The organism is Ornithinimicrobium sp. F0845 (genome assembly GCF_023015765.1).
In the GTDB taxonomy this organism is placed as follows: Bacteria; Actinomycetota; Actinomycetes; order Actinomycetales; family Dermatophilaceae; genus Ornithinicoccus.
In genome coordinates, this window is sequence record NZ_JALKAL010000009.1 from 87,444 (window position 1) to 104,064 (window position 16,621).

The window sequence follows — 16,621 nt, forward strand, 5'->3', positions numbered from 1 at the left end:
GCGATCGAGGGAGTCCATCATGAACGACAACATGCCGCAGCAGCCTGCCGTCCCGACGGCCACGCCGCCCCACCAGGCCGCGCCCACCGCTCACCCCTCGGCGGGCTACGTCCCCGCACCGGAGTATGCCGGCGTCCCGGGTCCGGTCTCTGCCGCCCGTTACGCGGAGTGGCCGCACCGGGCGTGCGCCTCGCTGATCGACGGCGCGCTGGTGCTCGCCTTCTCCCTCGTGGGCGCGATCCTGGGACAGATCAGCTTCTTCTTCAGCATGATCTTCGGACTCGCAGGCCTGGTGGTCGCGCTGTACTTCGCCTACCTCAACGGCAGCCGCGGCCAGTCGCCCGGCAAGGCGCTGATGGGCCTGCGCGTCGTCCGGGAGGACGGCACGTTGCTGGGCGGCCCCATGGGGGTCCTGCGCACCCTGACGCTCGGTGCCATGGGGGTCGTCACCCTCGGGTTCGGCACCCTCGTGGCCGTCCTGTGGCCGCTGTGGGACGAGCCGAAGCGCCAGGCGCTGCACGACAAGGTCTTCGGCACGGTGGTGCTCAGTGGACAGCCCCGCAAGGCGCTGGGGCAAGAGCTCTTCCTGCCCTAGCCGCAGGAACTCTTCCTGCCCGACGCCGGCACACCCCGGACTGCCAGGGCGGCGACCTGTCTCAGGCCTCGGCGGGCAGGGCGACCGGTCGCCCCTCCCAGGGGGTGGAGAGCACCACCGTGGTGCTGCTGGCGCAGTTGGCCGCCGCCCGGATGTCGGCCAGCAGCTGCTCCAGGTCCGAGGGCTTGGCGAGCCGGACCTGGATGACGTAGTTCTCGCGGCCGGCGACCGACCAGCAGGAGTCGATCTGCGGCAGGTGCTCCAGCCGCTCCGGGATGTCGTCCGGCGCGGCGGGGTCGAACGGCGACAGCGCGATGAGCGCGGTCAGCGGCAGGCCCACCTTCTCGAAGTCGATCTCCGCGCGGTAGCCGGTGATCACCCCCCGCTCCTCCAGCCGCTTGACGCGCTGGTGCACCGCGGAGGTGGACAGTCCCACGGCTCGACCCAGCTCGGCGAAACTGATCCGTCCGTCGGCGGCGAGCAGCCCGACGATCTGGCGGTCAACGGCTTCCATAGGCCCTAGCCTAGTGAGCCATGAGCGCAGACCTGAGTGCCGGCCAACGACTACTGCTCCTGGACACCGCGAGCCTCTACTTCCGGGCGTTCTTCGGTGTGAAGGACACCTCCCCCGCACCGGATGGCACACCCACCAACGCGCTGCGCGGGATGCTCGACATGACGGCCACCCTCATCACCCGGTTCCGCCCGTCGCACCTCGTCGCGTGCTGGGACGACGACTGGCGGCCGGCCTTCCGCACAGCCGCGATCCCGTCATACAAGGCCCATCGTCTCGTGGAGGGGGCGACGGACAACACCGAGGAGGTGCCGCCGGACCTGCTGGTCCAGGTGCCGCTCATCCGCGCCGCTCTCGAGGCCTTCGGGTTCCCGGTGCTCGGCTCCCCCGGCTACGAGGCGGACGACGTCATCGGGACGCTCGTCGAGCGGCACACCGGGGTCATGCCGGTGACGGTCGTGACCGGCGACCGCGACCTGTTCCAGCTGATCGACGACGAGCACGACATCACCGTCGCCTACACCGCGCGGGCCGGGGTGCGGGACGCTGAGGTGATCGACCAGGCGGGGCTGCAGGAGCGGTATGCCGTGGGGTCGGGTCCGGCGTACGCCGACATGTCGATCATGCGCGGGGACACCAGCGACGGGCTGCCCGGCGTTGTTGGCATCGGGGAGAAGACGGCGGCGGCGCTCATCGCCACCTACGGGTCGCTGGCCGGTGTCCGGCAGGCGCTCGCGGACGGCGACCCGGCGATCAAGGGGGCGCGCCGCAAGAACCTGGAGGCGGCCTCGGCCTATCTGGACGTCGCGCCGGGCGTGGTCCTGGTGGCACGGGACGCTGCGCTCCAGGAACGTCCCCTGACGCTACCCCGAGAGCTGGCCGACCCCGGCACCCTCCAGCAGTTCGTCGAGACCTACGCCATCGGCAACCCGGTCAGCCGCCTGATGAAGGCTCTCGGGCTGAGCTGACTCAGCGCCCGCCGCGGGCCCGCGGCGGCTCATTCGGGGGCCACTCGCCGTCGTCCGAGCCGTCGTCCCGGGCGTAGAGCAGGTTCTGCAGCTGCACGTGGACCGACTCCACCCCGGGCACGTCGTGCAGCCGCATCCCCGCCTTGTCGGTCGCGTCGGAGACGATGAGGGAGCCGCAGCCGAGCATCCGGTCCAGCAGGTTCTTCTCGATGCCGATGTCGTTGATGCGGTGCAGCGGGATGTCCCTGCCGACCTTGGTGAGGATGCCGGTGCGGTGGCTGATCCTGCGGGTGGTGATCACGTAGCGCTCGGTGAACCACCGCAGCACCGGGATCGCCACGAAGAACAGCAGGATCCCCGCGACCATCACGGCGACACCGATCGTCAGCCAGGACCCGAAGGACTGGTCGCGCGTGAACCACCAGACGGCCCACAACAGCGCCAGCAGGAACAGGCCGAGTGCCACCGGCTCAGCCAGGGCCTTCCAGTGCGTGCGGATGCTCAGCACGATCTCTTCGCCGTCAGCGAGCTGCTTCTCCTTGAGTGCCATGGGTGAATCCTGCCACCTGCGAGACCGGTTGTGCCTCAGCCAGCTCAGTCGAGGCGGTCCGCGGCGACGACTCCGCGCAACATCGCCTCGGAAGCACGCCGCGCGGTCGCGGCGACCGAGCCGTCGGCCGCCTGCGAGATCTGCCCGAGCAGATCGACGACCTGCTTGCTGCGGCGCACGAAGTCACCCGCGGAGAGCTCGCCGTCGCGCAGGACCTCCTCCAGGGCACGGCCCGAGGCCCAGCGGTGCACCATCCAGGCGATGCCGGGGTCCAACTCGCCGGTCAGCGGGAGGGTGTGCTCCGCCTCGCGGTCGGTGAGCTGGGACCAGATGGCGACCATCTCGTGGAAGGCCTCCTCCACCTCGACCGTCGGCCACCGTGGGGGGCCGGAGTCGTCGCCGCCCCGCGGCTCGTGGATCAGGCTCGACACGACCGCGGCCAGCGCGGGGGCGTCGAGTCGGTCCCAGGTGCCCTGCGTGATCGCCTGGGCCGCCACCAGGTCCTTCTCGGTGTAGATCCGGCGCAGCCGCGCCCCCGCCGGGGTGACCTCCGTGCCGTCCTCGGTCAGGTAGCCCAGCTCGCCGAGCAGGGTGCAGATCCGGTCGAAGGTCCGCGCGACCGTGTTGGTCCGGCCGCTCACCCGCCGCTGCAGGTCGTCGGTCTCCCGCCGCAGCTGCCACCAGCGCTCCGCCCACCGGGCGTGCTCCTCGCGGTCGGGGCAGCGGTGGCAGGGGTGGTCCCGCAGCTGCTGGCGCAGGGTGTCCGGGTCAGTATGCCGTCCGCCGCCACTGCCCTGCCGCCCGCCTCCGTCGCGGGCCGGCCGTGCCGGGGTCCGGTCGCCGTCCGTCCGGTCGGGGCGCTGGGAGGGTGGCGGCTCGAACGGGACCTTGGCCCGCAGCGTGGCGGCGAGGTCCTTGCGGGCCCGGACGTTGCGCGGGTTGAAGCCCCGGGGGATGTGGAGGCGGGCCACCGGCTCGACCGGCTCCCGCAGGTCGGTCGCGGTGACCCGGCGCAGCTGACCGTCGGAGGTGAGCACGCCCGGCTCGGGCGAGCGGCCGGCCTTGGTCGGCACGCTCAGCACCAGCGCCATCCCCCTGCGCCGACCCTCGGGCAGGCTGATCACGTCCCCGGGCGTGAGCTCCTCGAGACTGACCGCGATCTCGGCGCGCCGGGAGGCGCTGCGACGCCGCGCCTCGTCCTTCTCGGCGTCGCTGAGCTGCCGCCGCAGCCGGGCGTACTCCCGGAAGTCCCCCAGCTCGCAGTGCATCGACTCGGCGTAGCCGGTGAGCGCCTCCTCGTTGCGCCGGACCTGACTGGCCAGGCCGACCACCGCCCGGTCCGCCTGGAACTGGGCGAAGGAGGACTGGAGCAGCTCGTGGGCCACCGAGCGCCCGAACTGGGCCACCAGGTTGACGGCCATGTTGTAGGTCGGGCGGAAGGACGAGCGCAGCGGGTAGGTGCGGGTCGAGGCCAGTCCCGCCACGTCCACCGGGTCCAGCCCGCGTCGGTAGAGCACGACCGCATGCCCCTCCACGTCGATGCCGCGGCGGCCGGCGCGACCGGTGAGCTGGGTGTACTCCGCCGGGGTGACCGGGGCGTGCTCCTCGCCGTTGAACTTGACCAGCTTCTCCAGCACCACGGTGCGGGCTGGCATGTTGATGCCTAGGGCGAGCGTCTCGGTGGCGAAGACCGCCTTGATCCGGCCGGCCGTGAACAGCTCCTCCACGACCTCCCGGAACAGCGGCAGCATGCCCGCGTGGTGGGCCGCGAACCCGCGGCTGAGGCCCTCGACGAAGTCGTGGTAGCCCAGCACCGGCAGGTCCCGCTCGTCGACCTCCGCGACCCGCTCCTCGATGAGCCGCCGGATCCGCTGGCCCTCCTCCGGCGGCACCAGCCGGGTGCCGCGGGCCAGGAGCTGGGTGACGGCACCCTCGCACCCGGCGCGGCTGAAGATGAAGGTGATCGCTGGCAGCAGCCCCTCCCGGTCCAGCCGGTCGATGACCTCCGACCGGCTCGCGGTGCCCCCCGGCAGACTCCCCGGTCCCCCGCCGCCGCGAGCCTCCCGGTCACCGCCGCGCCCGGCATACTCCTGCCGGCGGCCCCGCCCACGGTCGTCCCGGCCGTGCGGCCGGCCACGACGGCCCCGGGGCCCGCCCGCGTCCTCCCGGCGCCAGCGCGACTCCCGGTCGTTGACGGAGATCCGGTCCAGCAGCTCGGGGTTGACCCTGGCCTGCTGGCCCGTCGGTGCCGGCTGGGCGACCAGGCCGTCGCCCGCGTGCACGAACAGGTCGTAGAGGTCCTTGCCGACCATCATGTGCTGCCACAGCGGCACCGGCCGGTGCTCGGTGACGATCACCGCGGTGTTGCCGCGCACCTCACGCAGCCAGTCGCCGAACTCCTCGGCGTTGCTGACCGTGGCCGACAACGAGATGACCTGCACCGACTCGGGCAGGTGGATGATCACCTCCTCCCACACGGCGCCCCGGAACCGGTCGGCGAGGTAGTGCACCTCGTCCATGACCACGAAGCCCAGGCCGTCGAGCGTCCGGGACGAGGAGTACATCATGTTGCGCAGCACCTCGGTGGTCATCACGACGACCGGTGCCTCACCGTTGACCGACGCGTCCCCCGTCAGCAGACCGACGTTGGCGGATCCGTGCCGGGCGACCAGGTCGTGGTACTTCTGGTTGCTCAGCGCCTTGATCGGCGTGGTGTAGAAGGCCTTGCGGCCGGTCTCCAGGGCCAGGGCGACCGCGAACTCGCCGACCACCGTCTTGCCGGCGCCGGTCGGCGCGGCGACCAGGACACCCTGGCCGTCGTCGACCGCGCCGATCGCCTCCAGCTGGAAGTCGTCGAGGGGGAAGTCGAAGCCGGCCGCGAAGCGACCGACCGCCCCGCTGTCCTGCCGGGTCCGCTTGCGGGCAGCGGCATACCGCTCGGCGGGAGTGGACATGTCATCAGGCTACGCGCACCCCAATTCTTGGGGAGCGTTTGACCGCCCCCCGCGCATTCTTGGGGAAGATCTGCACGCCGGACCGCCGGGCTCAGGATGCGGGCACAACCACCTGGAGCGCTCCGGGCACGACCTCGCACGTCACCGGCAGGGGGCACAGCGCGTCCCCGTCACCGTGCGCGGTCAGCTCCGGTCCGGCGACCCCCACCCGGGCGGCTCGCTCGACGCGCACCGCGGGGTGGCTGGTGTGCCGTCCCGAGAAGACGCCCCGGAGCAGACCCAGGGCCGCCCTGGGACCGACCGGTTCGATGATGAGCACGTCGAGCAGCCCGTCGCCCGGGTCGGCGTCCGGCGCGATCCGCATCCCGCCGCCGTAGATGGGCATGTTGCAGACCGCGACCACCAGGGCCTGGGTCTCCAGCACCCGGTCGTTGAGCTCGAGGCGGTAGTCCATGGGCCGGAGCCGCACGACCTCGGGGAGGGTCGCCACGGTGTAGCTCTGGGCGCCCAGCCACCGCGGGTAGGTCGCAGCCCGGGCGGCGATGAGCGCGTCCAGCCCGCACGGCACCGAGCCCACGACGTGCCGGTCCAACGGGTCTACGTGGATCAGGTCGATGCTCCGTGGGCGGCCGTGCAGGAGGGTCTGGAGCGCCTCCTCGGTCCGCAGCGGGATGCCGAGGGAGCGGGCGTTGTCGTTGCCGGTGCCGGCCGGCACGATCCCCAGGGCCGTGCGGGTGCCGACCAGGCTGTTGGCCGCTAGCTGGACCACCCCGTCCCCGCCGACGGCGACGAGGACCTCCGCGCCCTCGGCCACGGCCGTGCGACAGGCCTCCCGGGCGCCCTCGACCGAGCCCGTCTCCAGCTCCAGGACCTCCTGGCCGGCGCGCCGCAGCTGCTCCGAGATCTGCACCCCCACCGCACCGGCGCCCCGGCGACCGGAGCGCGGTCCGTGCACCACGGCATACTGCGTCATGGGGTGATTGTGCCGCACGCCGGCGCCGGGAGTGCCCGACTCACAACGAACTCGCCTCGTCGGGCGAGAGGTCCTCCCAGGCCCTCGTCGGGTCCTTCCTGGCCCGACGCCGCTCCATGATGGCCGCGACCCCGATGGCGCCCCAGTAGAGCAGGAAGACGGGTGCTGCCAGGGCGAGCATCGTCCAGGCGCTGGGGTCCGGTGTGACGAACGCCGCGAAGACGAGGATCAGCATCAGGGCCACCCGCCAGCCGCGGACCATCACGCGCACGGAGAGGATCCGCAGCTGGTTGAGGCCGACGAGGGCGACCGGCATGAGGAAGGCCAGGCCGAACGCGAGGATGAAGTAGAGGACGAAGTTGAGATAGGTCATCGCGTCCTGCAGGTTCGCCGCGTCGTCCGGGGTGAACGAGAGCAGGATCGCGACGGTCCGCGGGATCGCCCAGGCCGCCAGCGCCGCCCCGGCCAGGAAGAGCGGGACGCCGGCCAGGAAGTAGGCCAGCGCGATACGCCGCTCCTGCTTGGTCAGGCCCGGCAGCAGGAACGCCCAGATCTGCCAGATCCACACCGGGCTGGACAGCACGATCCCGACGAAGATCGCGACCTTCAGCTGCACGGAGAACGGTTGGGTGATGCTGGCGCCGAAGTTGATGTTGACGATCTCGCGGCCCTCGGAGTCGCGGACGTCACGCAGTGGCTGGATCAGGAGGTTGATGAGCTCCTCGTAGAAGTACCAGCCGACGATGCTGGCGATGAGGACGCCGAGGACGGCCAGCAGCACCCGGTTGCGCAGCTCCCGGAAGTGGTCCGCGAGGGACATCCGTCCCTCGGGGTCACGGGGACGGCGACGAAGTGCCACTGCTGACGCTGCGGGTCGGCTCAGCCGCGGGTGTCGTCACGGCGCGAGTCGTCCGCCGGCACGTCCTCACCGCGCAACCCGTCACGGAACTCGTCGCGCACCGACGCGCCGTGGTCCTTGACCCCCTCGGCGGTGTCGCGCGCCCGGTCGCCCAGGTCGGCCGCGCGGTCCCGGAGGCCGCCGCTCTCGCCGTCGGCGCGCTCGCCCCGGACGGTGTCCTGGCTGGCGGCGCTCGGCCCCTTCATCTGGTCGACCTCGGACTTGAAAATCCGCATCGACTGCCCGAGGCTGCGCGCCATGTTGGGCAGGCTCTTCCACCCGAACAGGATGATGAGCGCAATCACCAGGACGATGATGTGCCAGGGCTGTGGCCGCATGCGGAACCTCTCTCACGGGACGCTGACCACACGACCGTGCGGCCCGCTTGAACGTGGCGTCAGTGTACTCCGTAAGCCTGAAGCGCCCGGTCCGCTCCGGAGCGGATCTCCTCGGCGAGCTCTGGCGGGCTGACCACCGTGGCACCGCCCCCCAGGCGCCACACCAGACGCCGCACCCACGTGGGGTCAGCGGCACGGAGCGTGACGCGCTGGGAGCCGTCCTCACCTCGCTCCACGCCCTCGACCGGGAAGTTCTCCGAGACCCAGGTCGCCCCGGGTGCCAGCTCCAGCTCGACGAGCACGTCCCCCGGCGAGGCGCTGAAGGCGCTGGCACCGGTGTCCCGCGGTCGGGCGCCGGCCGGAGGTGTGCCGTCCACGTCAAGGATCGTGAGGTCCTCGATCCGGTCGAGCCGGAAGCGCCGCACGTCCACGGCCCGGTGGCACCACCCCTCCAGGTACCAGCGGCCCTCCAGGGAGACGACGCGCATCGGGTCCACGTCGCGCTCAGTGGTCTCGTCACGGGTTGGGTTGTAGTGCCGGAGGTGGAGGCGGTTGGGCCCGGCCAGGGCCTCGCGGATCTGCTCCAGCCGCTGCTGCTCGACCTCGCCGACCTCGAGGCTCACGCTCACCTGCGCGGCCCGCCGGCTCTCGGCACCCGCGGCGTCCTCGAGCTTGGCCAGGGCCCGCTCGATGGCGTCCTTGGCGCCGACCCCCGGGGTTGCGGCCAGGGCCCGCAGCGCCACGATGAGCGCGAGTGCCTCGTCGCGCCCGAGTCGCAGGGGCCGGGCGATCTCATCGGCGTTGCCGACGTGCACCCGTCCGCCCTCCCAGCTGGCCTCGATGAGGTCACCCGGGTAGTGCCCCGGCGTGCCGCAGACGAAGAGCAGCTGCAGGTCCTCCACGAACTGCTCCTGGTTCACGCCGAGCTCCCGGGCGGCCTCGGCGATGTCGATGCCCTGGCGGTTCATCAGCCACGGCACCATCGTCAGCAGCCGGCCGAGCCGCTGCGTCGCAGTCTCCGCCATCACGCCCCACCCCCAATTTTTGTAGTGGTTTTGCTGGCGTCTCCCGCATTTTCGTAGTGGTTTTGCTGGCCGTGGCCGTCCCGGACCTCGGTGAGCGCGCGCACCACGGCTGACACCAGACCCTCGGGCTCCAGCGCCACGGCGTCCGGACCCAGGCTGGCGACCTCCTCGGCCAGCGCCCACAGGGAGCCGACGCGCACCTCGATGACGTCCCACCCGTTCGGTCCGCGCTCCTTCTGGAGGTCGCCCCGACGCCGGATCTGCTGCCCGCTGCCCATCCGCAGGGCCACCCGGGCGACGTGCTCTCCACCCTCGCCGGTGGCGGTGGCGGTGATCATCGCCCGCGGCTCGTGCTCCTCGGGCACCTCGTAGGCACCCGGCTTCCCGGTCGCGCGGACCTCACCCTCGACACGGTCCAGCCGGAACACCCGGGGGGCGTCCCGGTCCAGGTCGTAACCGGTGAGGTACCACCGGCCGTGCCAGGCGGTCAGCGCCCACGGCTGCAGGTGCCGCTCGGCCGGCCCGTCCGGCGCACCCCCGCGGTAGCGGAAGGCCACCTCGCGCCGGGCCAGGACCGCGTCACGGGCCGCGTCGAACGCCGGTTCTGTGGTGTGCAGCAAGGGCTCCACCCCGGCGACCGACCCCACGTCCCGCGTCAGCCCGGACGCCTCGAGCTTGCGCAGGGCCTGAGCCGCCGGGCCGGCCAGGCTCGCCTGCGACCAGGCACGGGACGCCACGCCGATGACCGCCAGCTCGTCCGGCTCGAAGGAGATCTCCGGGAGGGCGTACTCACGCCGGTCGATGCGATAGCCGGTCTCGTCGTCGAAGAGCGGGTCGACGACCTCGGTGCGCAACGGGATCCCCAGGTCACGCAGCTCATCCTTGTCCCGTTCGAACATGCGGTCGAAGGCCTCGTCCGAGCTCGCGGCATACTGCGGCACCGCGGTGCGGATGCGGCTCTTGCTCATCGGCTGCCGGGTGTAGAGCAGGGCGATCACCAGGTTGAGCAGCCGCTCGGTCTTGGCTGCGGCGGGACTGGGACGGACCATGGGGGCGACGCTACCTGACCGCCAGGGCCGCTCGTGCGCGGCGCGACCGTCAGAGCAGGCTCGCCGCGTGCCGTCCGGCGGCGGCCGCGGCGAGGAAGGCCGCAGGGTCCTGGGCTAGACCCCGCCCCATGGTGGACAACCGCACCGGAGCGTGGTCCAGCACCTCGTCGAGCCCCTCCAGATCGATGTCGTGCCGCACCAGGTGAGGCCCCGCCGCGCACAGTTCCTCGGCCTGCCGCGCCACCTGGTGCGCCAGCGCGGGGTCGATGCCCGGGTGCCCCTCGAGCACGGGGACAGGCAGGTCGGCGGGGCGGCTCAGGACCCGGGAGTATGCCGTGCGGCTGTGGTGGGAGATCCCGCGGTGCCTCTCCCTGGGGTCGGCTCCCGAGACGCGCAGGGCGGCGACGCCGACGCCGCCCAGCACCGCCGCTGCGTTGAGGGCCTCACCCGCCGAGACCCCGGAGAAGCCCCACGTGGTGCCGGTGCCCAGGTTGCCCGGGCCCTGCGTGACCACCACGACGTCCGCGTTCACCACGTGGCGCGCCGCAAGCAGCCCCGAGTAGGTGTTGACCGCCTCGAGGTCACCGCCGTAGGCCTGGCCACAGCTCACCACGGCCGTCAGCCACTCGCTCTCCCGCAGCAGGGCACAGGTGCGGGAGAAGGTCGCGGGCAGCGCCCCACCGTCGGTCATCAGGTAGGCCGCACGCGCTCGCGGGGCGCGCTCCCGCAGACCCGCGAGGACAGCGGGCAGACTGGAGTGCAGATCCGCCACGACGACCGGCGTGCCGGCCAGCTCCCCCGCCTCGGCCAGGAGCGCGTGGTGCGGGCTGTCCTGCTCGTCCACGCCGAAGACCATGGTCTGCAGGGGGGTGTAGCGCGCCTTGACCAGGTGGCCCACTCCGGCGGGGTCAGCCGCGTCCAGGCGGTCGGCGGGCAACCGGTCGGGCAGCGCCACGACCATGGCCACTCCCCCGGTGCCCAGCTCGTTGTCCAGCGCGTTGGTGTTGAGCAGCACCCGGTCCCCGACCCGCGGCTCACCGGTCACCGAGACATAGGCCAGGGCCCGGACAATGGGGCGCGGCGGCACCTCACCGACGCCGCCGGGTGTCCCGATCTCGCCCAGTCCTGAACGGTGGGGGCTAGCCGGTGGTCCGAGCCGCACCTCGACCTCGACGGCGTCGCCCCAGCGGGCGCGCTCGCCCACGACCTCACCCTCGCGCCACCGAATCACGCCACGACCTTAGTGGTCGGGTCGGATGCAACCCCTCAGAATGGCCGACTCGGGGCCAGGGGAGGCTCGCTGCTCTGCCGCTGCAGGGTGGACCGGGGGTTGATGACGAGTCCGGTCAGCCACACCCCGATCAGTGCCGCGCCCACCAACCGGACCAGGTGCACGACCTGGATCATCAGCGCGATCAGACTCTCCGGCGCACGGTCCGGCACGGCAGACAGGACTGGCCCGGACATCGTGACGATCTCGAGCAACGTCATCAGCACCACGAGGCCGATCCCCGACCACAGGAAGACCGACCGGTTGTCGCGCAGCGGCGGACGGCCGGTCACCGCCTGGATCACGCCGAGAACGATCATCGTCACGCCCGTCGTGACGCAGGCGGTGCCGACCACCGGCACGAGGGCGACGAGGTAGACGAGCACGCGCAGCTGGTCGGCCTGCATCTCGAGCAACTGGCGGAAGGCCCACATCTCCAGCAGGAGGCCCCCGACCGCCAGCGCGGCCCCCGCGATCGCAACTCGGCGTCCCATGAACGGACCATAGCGAGGATCCCTCCCGGGTGCGACCAACTGAGGGGCCAGCATGCTCGGCGGGAGGGAGAGAAAGAGGCCCCGGGCCGGTGCGGTCGCACCGACCCGGGGCCTCCCGGGACATCAGTGGGGGCGCCTCAGCGCACGCCCTCGAGGTCGACGACGAAGATCAGGGTCTCGCCGCCCTTGATGGCGCCGCCGGCGCCGCGGTCGCCGTAGCCCAGGTGCGGCGGGATAGTGATCTTGCGACGACCACCGACCTTCATACCGAGCAGACCCTGGTCCCAGCCCTGGATGACCTGGCCGACACCGACCTGGAAGTCCAGCGGGGCGCCGCGGTTCCACGAGGCGTCGAACTCCTCGCCGGTGGACCAGGCCACGCCGACGTAGTGGGCGGAGACGATCTTGCCGGGGGTGGCCTCGGCGCCGTCACCGATCTCGAGGTCCTCGATGACCAGGTCGGCCGGCGGCGTGTCGCCGGGGAACTCGATCTCGGGCTTGGTCTTGTCGCTCATCAGGTGCCTTCCTGTGGATGGAGTATGCGGGTGGGTCAGGTCAGGTGCGGGACCAGGCCCCTGCTGGACCGGGCCTACTGCGCGGCCAGGATGTCGACGACGAAGACGAGGGTCTCCTCCTGCAGCTCGTGACCCTCGCTGGCGCCGTAGCCCATGTCCGGCGGGATGACGAGGAGGACGCGGCTGCCGACGGTCTGGCCCACCAGGCCCTCGTCCCAACCGGCGATGACCTGGCCCGCGCCGATCACGGTCTCGAAGGCGCCACGGCCCTCCTGCAGCGAGGTGTCGAACTGTGTGCCGTCCGACCACTTCACACCGGTGTACTGCATGCGGACCTGCTGGCCGGACTGGATCTCCTTGCCCTCACCCTTGATGAGCGGCTGGGCGACCAGCTCGGCGGGGGGCTCCTCCCCCTCGGGGATGGTGATCGTGGCCGGCGAGGTGCCGTCGGCCTCGACGGTCGGCAGGCCCTCGACGGGCTCCACCGCCTCGCCCTCGGCCTGGGTCAGCGGGGTGGTGGCGCCGACGACCTCGACGTAGAAGATGACGGTGTCGTTCGGGCCGATGCCGAGTTGGGCGTTGCCCTGCGCGCCGAAGCCGTCCTCGGGGGACATCGCGATGATGAACGACTGACCGGGCTTGGTGCCCTCCAGGCTGTTCAGGAAGCCAGGCAGCAGGTTGGGGTTCGCCAGCGACATGCTGACGGTCTCGTCGGTCGGGAACGTGGAGAGGATCTCCTCCCCGGTCGTGCCGTTGACCGCGAGGTAGCGGAGCTCGACGTCCTGCTCGGCCGTGGCCGCCTCGCCCTCACCGGGCTCGATCTCCTGGATGGAGGTCTCCGCCACCACGAGCGGGGTGGTCCCCAGCTCGAGTGCGGGCACCGTGGTGCCGTCGACGTCGGCCTCGGTGAGGGTCACGTCCTCGGCGCTCCCGGTCGGGGCCATCGAGGTGGCCGCCGCGTCATCACCCGGGCTGGTCGTCGAGTTCGCCTCGTCGGAGCCGGAGTCGTCGCCGCAGGCGGAGAGGAGGATCAGGGGTGCCACGGCAAGGCCGAGCAGCCGGAACTTGGGAGAGCGCACGCGCCATCCTTGTCTGGGAGAGGTGTAGGACTGGCCAAGGGTAACCCGCTGACCCTGGGTCTTCGCTGAGTGCCGCCGGAGGATCTGCCCTGAGCCTGCCGATCGTGCCGATGTCGGACGTCTCGGTCTATGTCGGGTGCCGTCCTCGGAGGGTGACCTAGCGTCCCCGCTCCATCGAGGCGATCAGCTCGTCGATGCGGGTGTCCTGGCTGACGAACGGGTCCTTGCACAGCACCGTCCGCTGCGTGGAGTCGTTGAGCTTGAGGTGGACCCAGTCGACGCTGAAGTCACGGTGGTGCTCCTGGGCGACCCGCACGAAGTCACCGCGCAGCTTGGCGCGCGTCGTCTGCGGTGGTGTGTGGCCCGCCGCGGCGATCCGCTCCGGCGTCACGACCTCGGTGGCTCCGCCCCGGCGCGACACGATGTTGAACAGGCCGCGCGTCGGGTGGATGTCGTGCCAGGCGAGGTCGAGCTGCTGCAGCCGGGGGTCGGCCATCGACAGACCGGACCGGTCGGCGTACCGCTGCAGGGTGCGCCACTTGAGCACCCAGTCGATCTCGTTCTCGACCAGCGACAGGTCCCGCCCCTCGAACGCCTTGAGCGTGCGCTCCCACAGGTCCAGCACCTGGCGGTAGGGCTCCTGCTGCGCCAAGCCGGTCGTCTCGGCGTGCAGCCGCGCGCGGTGGAGATACTCCGCCTGCATCTGGGTGGCGGTGATCCGCCGCCCGTCCGCCAGGGAGATCGTATGCCGTGAGGTCAGGTCACGACTCACCTCACGGATGGCGCTGATCGGGCTGAGCAGGGTGAAGTCCGGGAACCGCACCCCGGCCTCGATCGCCTTGAGCACCAGGTCGGTCGCGGCGACCTTCAGCAGCGTCGTCGTCTGGGACATCGTCGAGTCGCCCACGATGACGTGTAGTCGCCGGAACCGCTCGGCGTCGGCGTGCGGCTCGTCGCGGGTGTTGATGATGGGCCGGGAGCGCGTCGTGGCCGAGCTCAGCCCGTCCCAGATGTGGTCGGCGCGTTGACTGATCTGGTAGGTCGCCTGACCCCCGGAGACGTTGAGCCGACCGGCGCCGCTGATCACCTGGCGGGTGATGAGGAAGGGGATCAGGGTGTCGGTGATCCGGCTGAGCTCGCCCCGTCGTCCGATCAGGTAGTTCTCGTGGCAGCCGTAGGAGTTGCCGCGCGAGTCGACGTTGTTCTTGAGCACGTAGACCCTGGCCTCGATCCCCTCCTCGGCCATCCTCGCCTCGGCGTCCAGCGCCAAGTCGTGCAGGATCGCCTCGCCGGACTTGTCGTGGGCGACGAGGTCGAGGAGGTCGTCGCACTCGGCCGTGGCGTACTCCGGGTGGGAGCCGACGTCGAGGTAGAGCCGGGCACCGTTGCGCAGGAAGACGTTGCTCGACCGCCCCCAGCTGACGACCTTGCGGAACAGGTAGCGGGCGACCTCGTCGGGCGCCAGGCGCCGCTCCCCCGGGAAGGCACAGGTCACCCCGAACTCGGTCTCGATCCCGAAGATCCGCCGGTCCACGGCTAGTCCTCGCGCTGGGTCTGGGGGTTGCTGGACGCGGCGGGGTCGCCCGGGCCGTCCGCTGTGGTCGCCCCGTCGGGATCGTGCTCGGTCAGGGTGTCGTGCAGACCGGGTCGGGAGTCGTCGCGGGTCGGCACGTCCTGCGTCGCGCCCCGCCCGTCGAGCAGGGCATCGAGCAGCGGGCCCCCGACGCGCCGGAAGGTGCGGCGTTGCCGTCGGCGGTCGAGCACGGCCACCTCGAGGTCTCCCGCCGCGAGCTCCCGATGCTCCTCGCCGTTGCCCCCCAGGAGCTCGACGGCCAGGCGCAGCACGTCGGCCAGCGGGAGCGCCGGCGTCCACCGCTCGCGCAGCGCGGTGGCGATCGGCTCGCTGGCGCCGCCCATCACGACGAACCCGCGCTCCTCGGTGACGGAGCCGTCGTAGGTCAGCCGGTAGATCTGGTCGTCGTCCTGCCCGCCGCCCACCTGGGCCACGGCGATCTCGACCTCGTAGGGCTTGGACTCCTGGGTGAAGATCGCGCCCAGGGTCTGGGTGTAGGCGTTGGCCAGTCCGCGCGCCGTGACGTCGCTGCGGTCGTAGGAGTAGCCGCGCATGTCGGCGTAACGGATGCCGGCAACACGGAGGTTCTCGAACTCGTTGTACTTCCCCGCGCCGGCGAAGCCGATCCGGTCATAGAGCTCGGACACCTTGTGCAGGGTGCGGGACGGGTTCTCCGCGACGAAGGCGATGCCGGTGGCATAGCTGGCGACGATGACCGAGCGCCCCCGGGCGATCCCCTTGCGTGCGAAGTCCGCCCGGTCCTTCATCAGCTGCTCGGGCGAGACATACATCGGCATCGTCATCGGGCACCTCCGGGGTTGCCGCGGCGGGACTGGACGACCTCGGTGGCCAGGGCCTCGAGCTGCTCGTCGTCGACGAAGCGCACCCCGTCGACGCTCACCACGGCACAGGTGGGCCAGATGCTGCGGCTCAGGTCAGGCCCGCCGGTGGCGGAGTCGTCGTCCGCGGCGTCGTAGAGCGCCTCGACGGCCACGTGGAGGGCCCGGTCCTCGGTCAGGTCCTCCTGCCACAGCTTCTTGAGCGCGCCGCGCGCGAAGAGCGACCCCGAGCCGACGCTGTGGTGCCGCTGCTCCTCGTAGCACCCGCCGGTGACGTCGTAGGAGAAAATGCGCCCGACCCGCTGGTCCAGGTCGTAGCCGGCGAACACGGGGAGCACCGAGAGACCGCGCATCGCGTTGGGCAGGTTGCCCCGGATCATCGCGCCCAACCGGTTGGCCTTGCCCTCCAGGGAGAGCAGCGTGCCCTCGATCTTCTCGTAGTGCTCGAGCTCGACCTGGAAGAGCTTGACGATCTCGATGGCCGTGCCGGCCGTGCCGGCGATCCCGACCGCCGAGTAGTCGTCGGCGGCGAAGACCTTCTCGATGTCACGGTTGGCGATGAAGGTGCCCATCGTGGCCCGGCGGTCGCCCGCGACGAGGACGCCACCGCGGAAGGTCAGCGTGACGATCGTCGTGCCGTGCGGTGCGTCCACCTGCCCGTCCGAGCCGCGTCCGGCGCCGCTCCCGGGCAGCAGCTCGGGAGCCCGCATACGGAGGAACTCGGTGAACGAGCTGCCGCGCGGGGCCAGGAACTCCGGCGGGAGAGCCCGCCCGTGCTCTGCGTTCACTGGCCGCCCTTCTGCACGAAGCCGTGCACAAACTCCTCGGCGTTGGTCTCCAGCACGCCGTCGATCTCATCGAGGAGGTCATCCACCTCGGCGGTGCGCGCGGCATCCTGGCGCTGTGCCACCGGCGCCGCCGGCGTCGGCGTGTCCTCGTCGTCCCGCCGTGGCGGGCGCTTCTGCTCCTGACCGGCCATGGTTGCCT

18 protein-coding genes are annotated in these 16,621 nt (G+C 71.6%); 2 read left to right on the forward strand and 16 right to left on the reverse strand.

From position 1 onward, the window contains the following. Positions 1-19: 19 nt before the first annotated feature. Positions 20-595 (forward strand): RDD family protein, encoded by a 576-nt coding sequence (locus MWU75_RS13840; RefSeq protein WP_247091773.1) that lies wholly within the window; start codon positions 20-22, stop codon positions 593-595. Positions 596-656: 61 nt separating this feature from the next. On the opposite strand, the gene MWU75_RS13845 is transcribed toward MWU75_RS13840, so the two are convergent. After that, a complete protein-coding gene (locus MWU75_RS13845) occupies positions 657-1,109 on the reverse strand; it encodes an Lrp/AsnC family transcriptional regulator (RefSeq protein ID WP_247091775.1) in 453 nt (150 codons plus the stop codon). 20 nt (positions 1,110-1,129) lie between these two features. On the opposite strand from MWU75_RS13845, the gene MWU75_RS13850 reads away from it, so the two are divergent. Continuing rightward, a complete protein-coding gene (locus MWU75_RS13850; protein ID WP_247091777.1) occupies positions 1,130-2,077 on the forward strand; it encodes a 5'-3' exonuclease H3TH domain-containing protein in 948 nt (315 codons plus the stop codon). 1 nt (position 2,078) lies between these two features. Here MWU75_RS13850 and MWU75_RS13855 read toward each other — a convergent pair whose 3' ends face one another. From MWU75_RS13855 to MWU75_RS13925, 15 genes are all read right to left on the reverse strand, one after another. Next, on the reverse strand, positions 2,079-2,627 hold the full coding sequence (locus tag MWU75_RS13855; protein WP_247091779.1) for a PH domain-containing protein: 549 nt from the start codon (positions 2,625-2,627) through the stop codon (positions 2,079-2,081). Between the two features lie 44 nt (positions 2,628-2,671). Then, positions 2,672-5,581: a DEAD/DEAH box helicase gene (locus MWU75_RS13860; RefSeq protein ID WP_247091781.1), complete on the reverse strand. Its 2,910-nt coding sequence runs from the start codon at positions 5,579-5,581 to the stop codon at positions 2,672-2,674. Positions 5,582-5,672: 91 nt separating this feature from the next. After that, complete coding sequence (locus MWU75_RS13865; protein ID WP_247091784.1) at positions 5,673-6,554, reverse strand: diacylglycerol kinase family protein; 882 nt, start codon at positions 6,552-6,554, stop codon at positions 5,673-5,675. A 40-nt stretch (positions 6,555-6,594) separates the two neighbouring features. Then, a complete protein-coding gene (tatC, locus tag MWU75_RS13870; RefSeq protein ID WP_247091786.1) occupies positions 6,595-7,374 on the reverse strand; it encodes a twin-arginine translocase subunit TatC in 780 nt (259 codons plus the stop codon). A gap of 59 nt (positions 7,375-7,433) precedes the next feature. Further along, on the reverse strand, positions 7,434-7,790 hold the full coding sequence (locus MWU75_RS13875; RefSeq protein WP_247091788.1) for a twin-arginine translocase TatA/TatE family subunit: 357 nt from the start codon (positions 7,788-7,790) through the stop codon (positions 7,434-7,436). A gap of 59 nt (positions 7,791-7,849) precedes the next feature. Next, positions 7,850-8,815, reverse strand: coding sequence for a WYL domain-containing protein (locus tag MWU75_RS13880; RefSeq protein ID WP_247091790.1), 966 nt, complete (start codon positions 8,813-8,815; stop codon positions 7,850-7,852). Further along, positions 8,815-9,864 (reverse strand): WYL domain-containing protein, encoded by a 1,050-nt coding sequence (locus tag MWU75_RS13885; RefSeq protein ID WP_247091791.1) that lies wholly within the window; start codon positions 9,862-9,864, stop codon positions 8,815-8,817. Before MWU75_RS13885 ends, MWU75_RS13880 begins: the two co-directional genes overlap by 1 nt. Before the next feature lie 49 nt (positions 9,865-9,913). Next, on the reverse strand, positions 9,914-11,095 hold the full coding sequence (locus MWU75_RS13890; RefSeq protein ID WP_247091793.1) for a DUF3866 family protein: 1,182 nt from the start codon (positions 11,093-11,095) through the stop codon (positions 9,914-9,916). 35 nt (positions 11,096-11,130) lie between these two features. Beyond that, positions 11,131-11,628: a hypothetical protein gene (locus tag MWU75_RS13895; protein ID WP_247091795.1), complete on the reverse strand. Its 498-nt coding sequence runs from the start codon at positions 11,626-11,628 to the stop codon at positions 11,131-11,133. A gap of 137 nt (positions 11,629-11,765) precedes the next feature. After that, the gene (locus tag MWU75_RS13900; protein ID WP_247091797.1) at positions 11,766-12,143 is read right to left on the reverse strand and encodes an FKBP-type peptidyl-prolyl cis-trans isomerase; all 378 of its coding nucleotides are present in this window, start codon (positions 12,141-12,143) and stop codon (positions 11,766-11,768) included. Positions 12,144-12,217: 74 nt separating this feature from the next. Further along, on the reverse strand, positions 12,218-13,222 hold the full coding sequence (locus MWU75_RS13905) for an FKBP-type peptidyl-prolyl cis-trans isomerase (RefSeq protein WP_247091799.1): 1,005 nt from the start codon (positions 13,220-13,222) through the stop codon (positions 12,218-12,220). A gap of 157 nt (positions 13,223-13,379) precedes the next feature. Further along, positions 13,380-14,756, reverse strand: a complete 1,377-nt coding sequence (gene pafA, locus MWU75_RS13910; RefSeq protein WP_247091800.1) for a Pup--protein ligase — start codon at positions 14,754-14,756, stop codon at positions 13,380-13,382. A 2-nt stretch (positions 14,757-14,758) separates the two neighbouring features. Beyond that, on the reverse strand, positions 14,759-15,598 hold the full coding sequence (gene prcA / locus MWU75_RS13915) for a proteasome subunit alpha (RefSeq protein ID WP_247091801.1): 840 nt from the start codon (positions 15,596-15,598) through the stop codon (positions 14,759-14,761). Further along, positions 15,595-16,422, reverse strand: coding sequence for a proteasome subunit beta (gene prcB / locus MWU75_RS13920; protein ID WP_247091802.1), 828 nt, complete (start codon positions 16,420-16,422; stop codon positions 15,595-15,597). The genes prcA and prcB overlap by 4 nt, the downstream gene beginning before the upstream one ends. Then, positions 16,419-16,613: a ubiquitin-like protein Pup gene (locus MWU75_RS13925; protein WP_247091803.1), complete on the reverse strand. Its 195-nt coding sequence runs from the start codon at positions 16,611-16,613 to the stop codon at positions 16,419-16,421. Before MWU75_RS13925 ends, prcB begins: the two co-directional genes overlap by 4 nt. Positions 16,614-16,621: the final 8 nt, after the last annotated feature.

What these genes read in the sequence shown, in the direction of transcription:
- MWU75_RS13840 (WP_247091773.1), top strand. Translation starts at nt 20, where the DNA reads ATGAACGACAACATGCCGCAGCAGCCTGCCGTCCCGACGGCCACGCCG.
- MWU75_RS13845 (WP_247091775.1), bottom strand. Translation starts at nt 1,109, where the DNA reads ATGGAAGCCGTTGACCGCCAGATCGTCGGGCTGCTCGCCGCCGACGGA.
- MWU75_RS13850 (WP_247091777.1), top strand. Translation starts at nt 1,130, where the DNA reads ATGAGCGCAGACCTGAGTGCCGGCCAACGACTACTGCTCCTGGACACC.
- MWU75_RS13855 (WP_247091779.1), bottom strand. Translation starts at nt 2,627, where the DNA reads ATGGCACTCAAGGAGAAGCAGCTCGCTGACGGCGAAGAGATCGTGCTG.
- MWU75_RS13860 (WP_247091781.1), bottom strand. Translation starts at nt 5,581, where the DNA reads ATGTCCACTCCCGCCGAGCGGTATGCCGCTGCCCGCAAGCGGACCCGG.
- MWU75_RS13865 (WP_247091784.1), bottom strand. Translation starts at nt 6,554, where the DNA reads ATGACGCAGTATGCCGTGGTGCACGGACCGCGCTCCGGTCGCCGGGGC.
- tatC (WP_247091786.1), bottom strand. Translation starts at nt 7,374, where the DNA reads ATGTCCCTCGCGGACCACTTCCGGGAGCTGCGCAACCGGGTGCTGCTG.
- MWU75_RS13875 (WP_247091788.1), bottom strand. Translation starts at nt 7,790, where the DNA reads ATGCGGCCACAGCCCTGGCACATCATCGTCCTGGTGATTGCGCTCATC.
- MWU75_RS13880 (WP_247091790.1), bottom strand. Translation starts at nt 8,815, where the DNA reads ATGGCGGAGACTGCGACGCAGCGGCTCGGCCGGCTGCTGACGATGGTG.
- MWU75_RS13885 (WP_247091791.1), bottom strand. Translation starts at nt 9,864, where the DNA reads ATGGTCCGTCCCAGTCCCGCCGCAGCCAAGACCGAGCGGCTGCTCAAC.
- MWU75_RS13895 (WP_247091795.1), bottom strand. Translation starts at nt 11,628, where the DNA reads ATGGGACGCCGAGTTGCGATCGCGGGGGCCGCGCTGGCGGTCGGGGGC.
- MWU75_RS13900 (WP_247091797.1), bottom strand. Translation starts at nt 12,143, where the DNA reads ATGAGCGACAAGACCAAGCCCGAGATCGAGTTCCCCGGCGACACGCCG.
- prcA (WP_247091801.1), bottom strand. Translation starts at nt 15,598, where the DNA reads ATGACGATGCCGATGTATGTCTCGCCCGAGCAGCTGATGAAGGACCGG.
- MWU75_RS13925 (WP_247091803.1), bottom strand. Translation starts at nt 16,613, where the DNA reads ATGGCCGGTCAGGAGCAGAAGCGCCCGCCACGGCGGGACGACGAGGAC.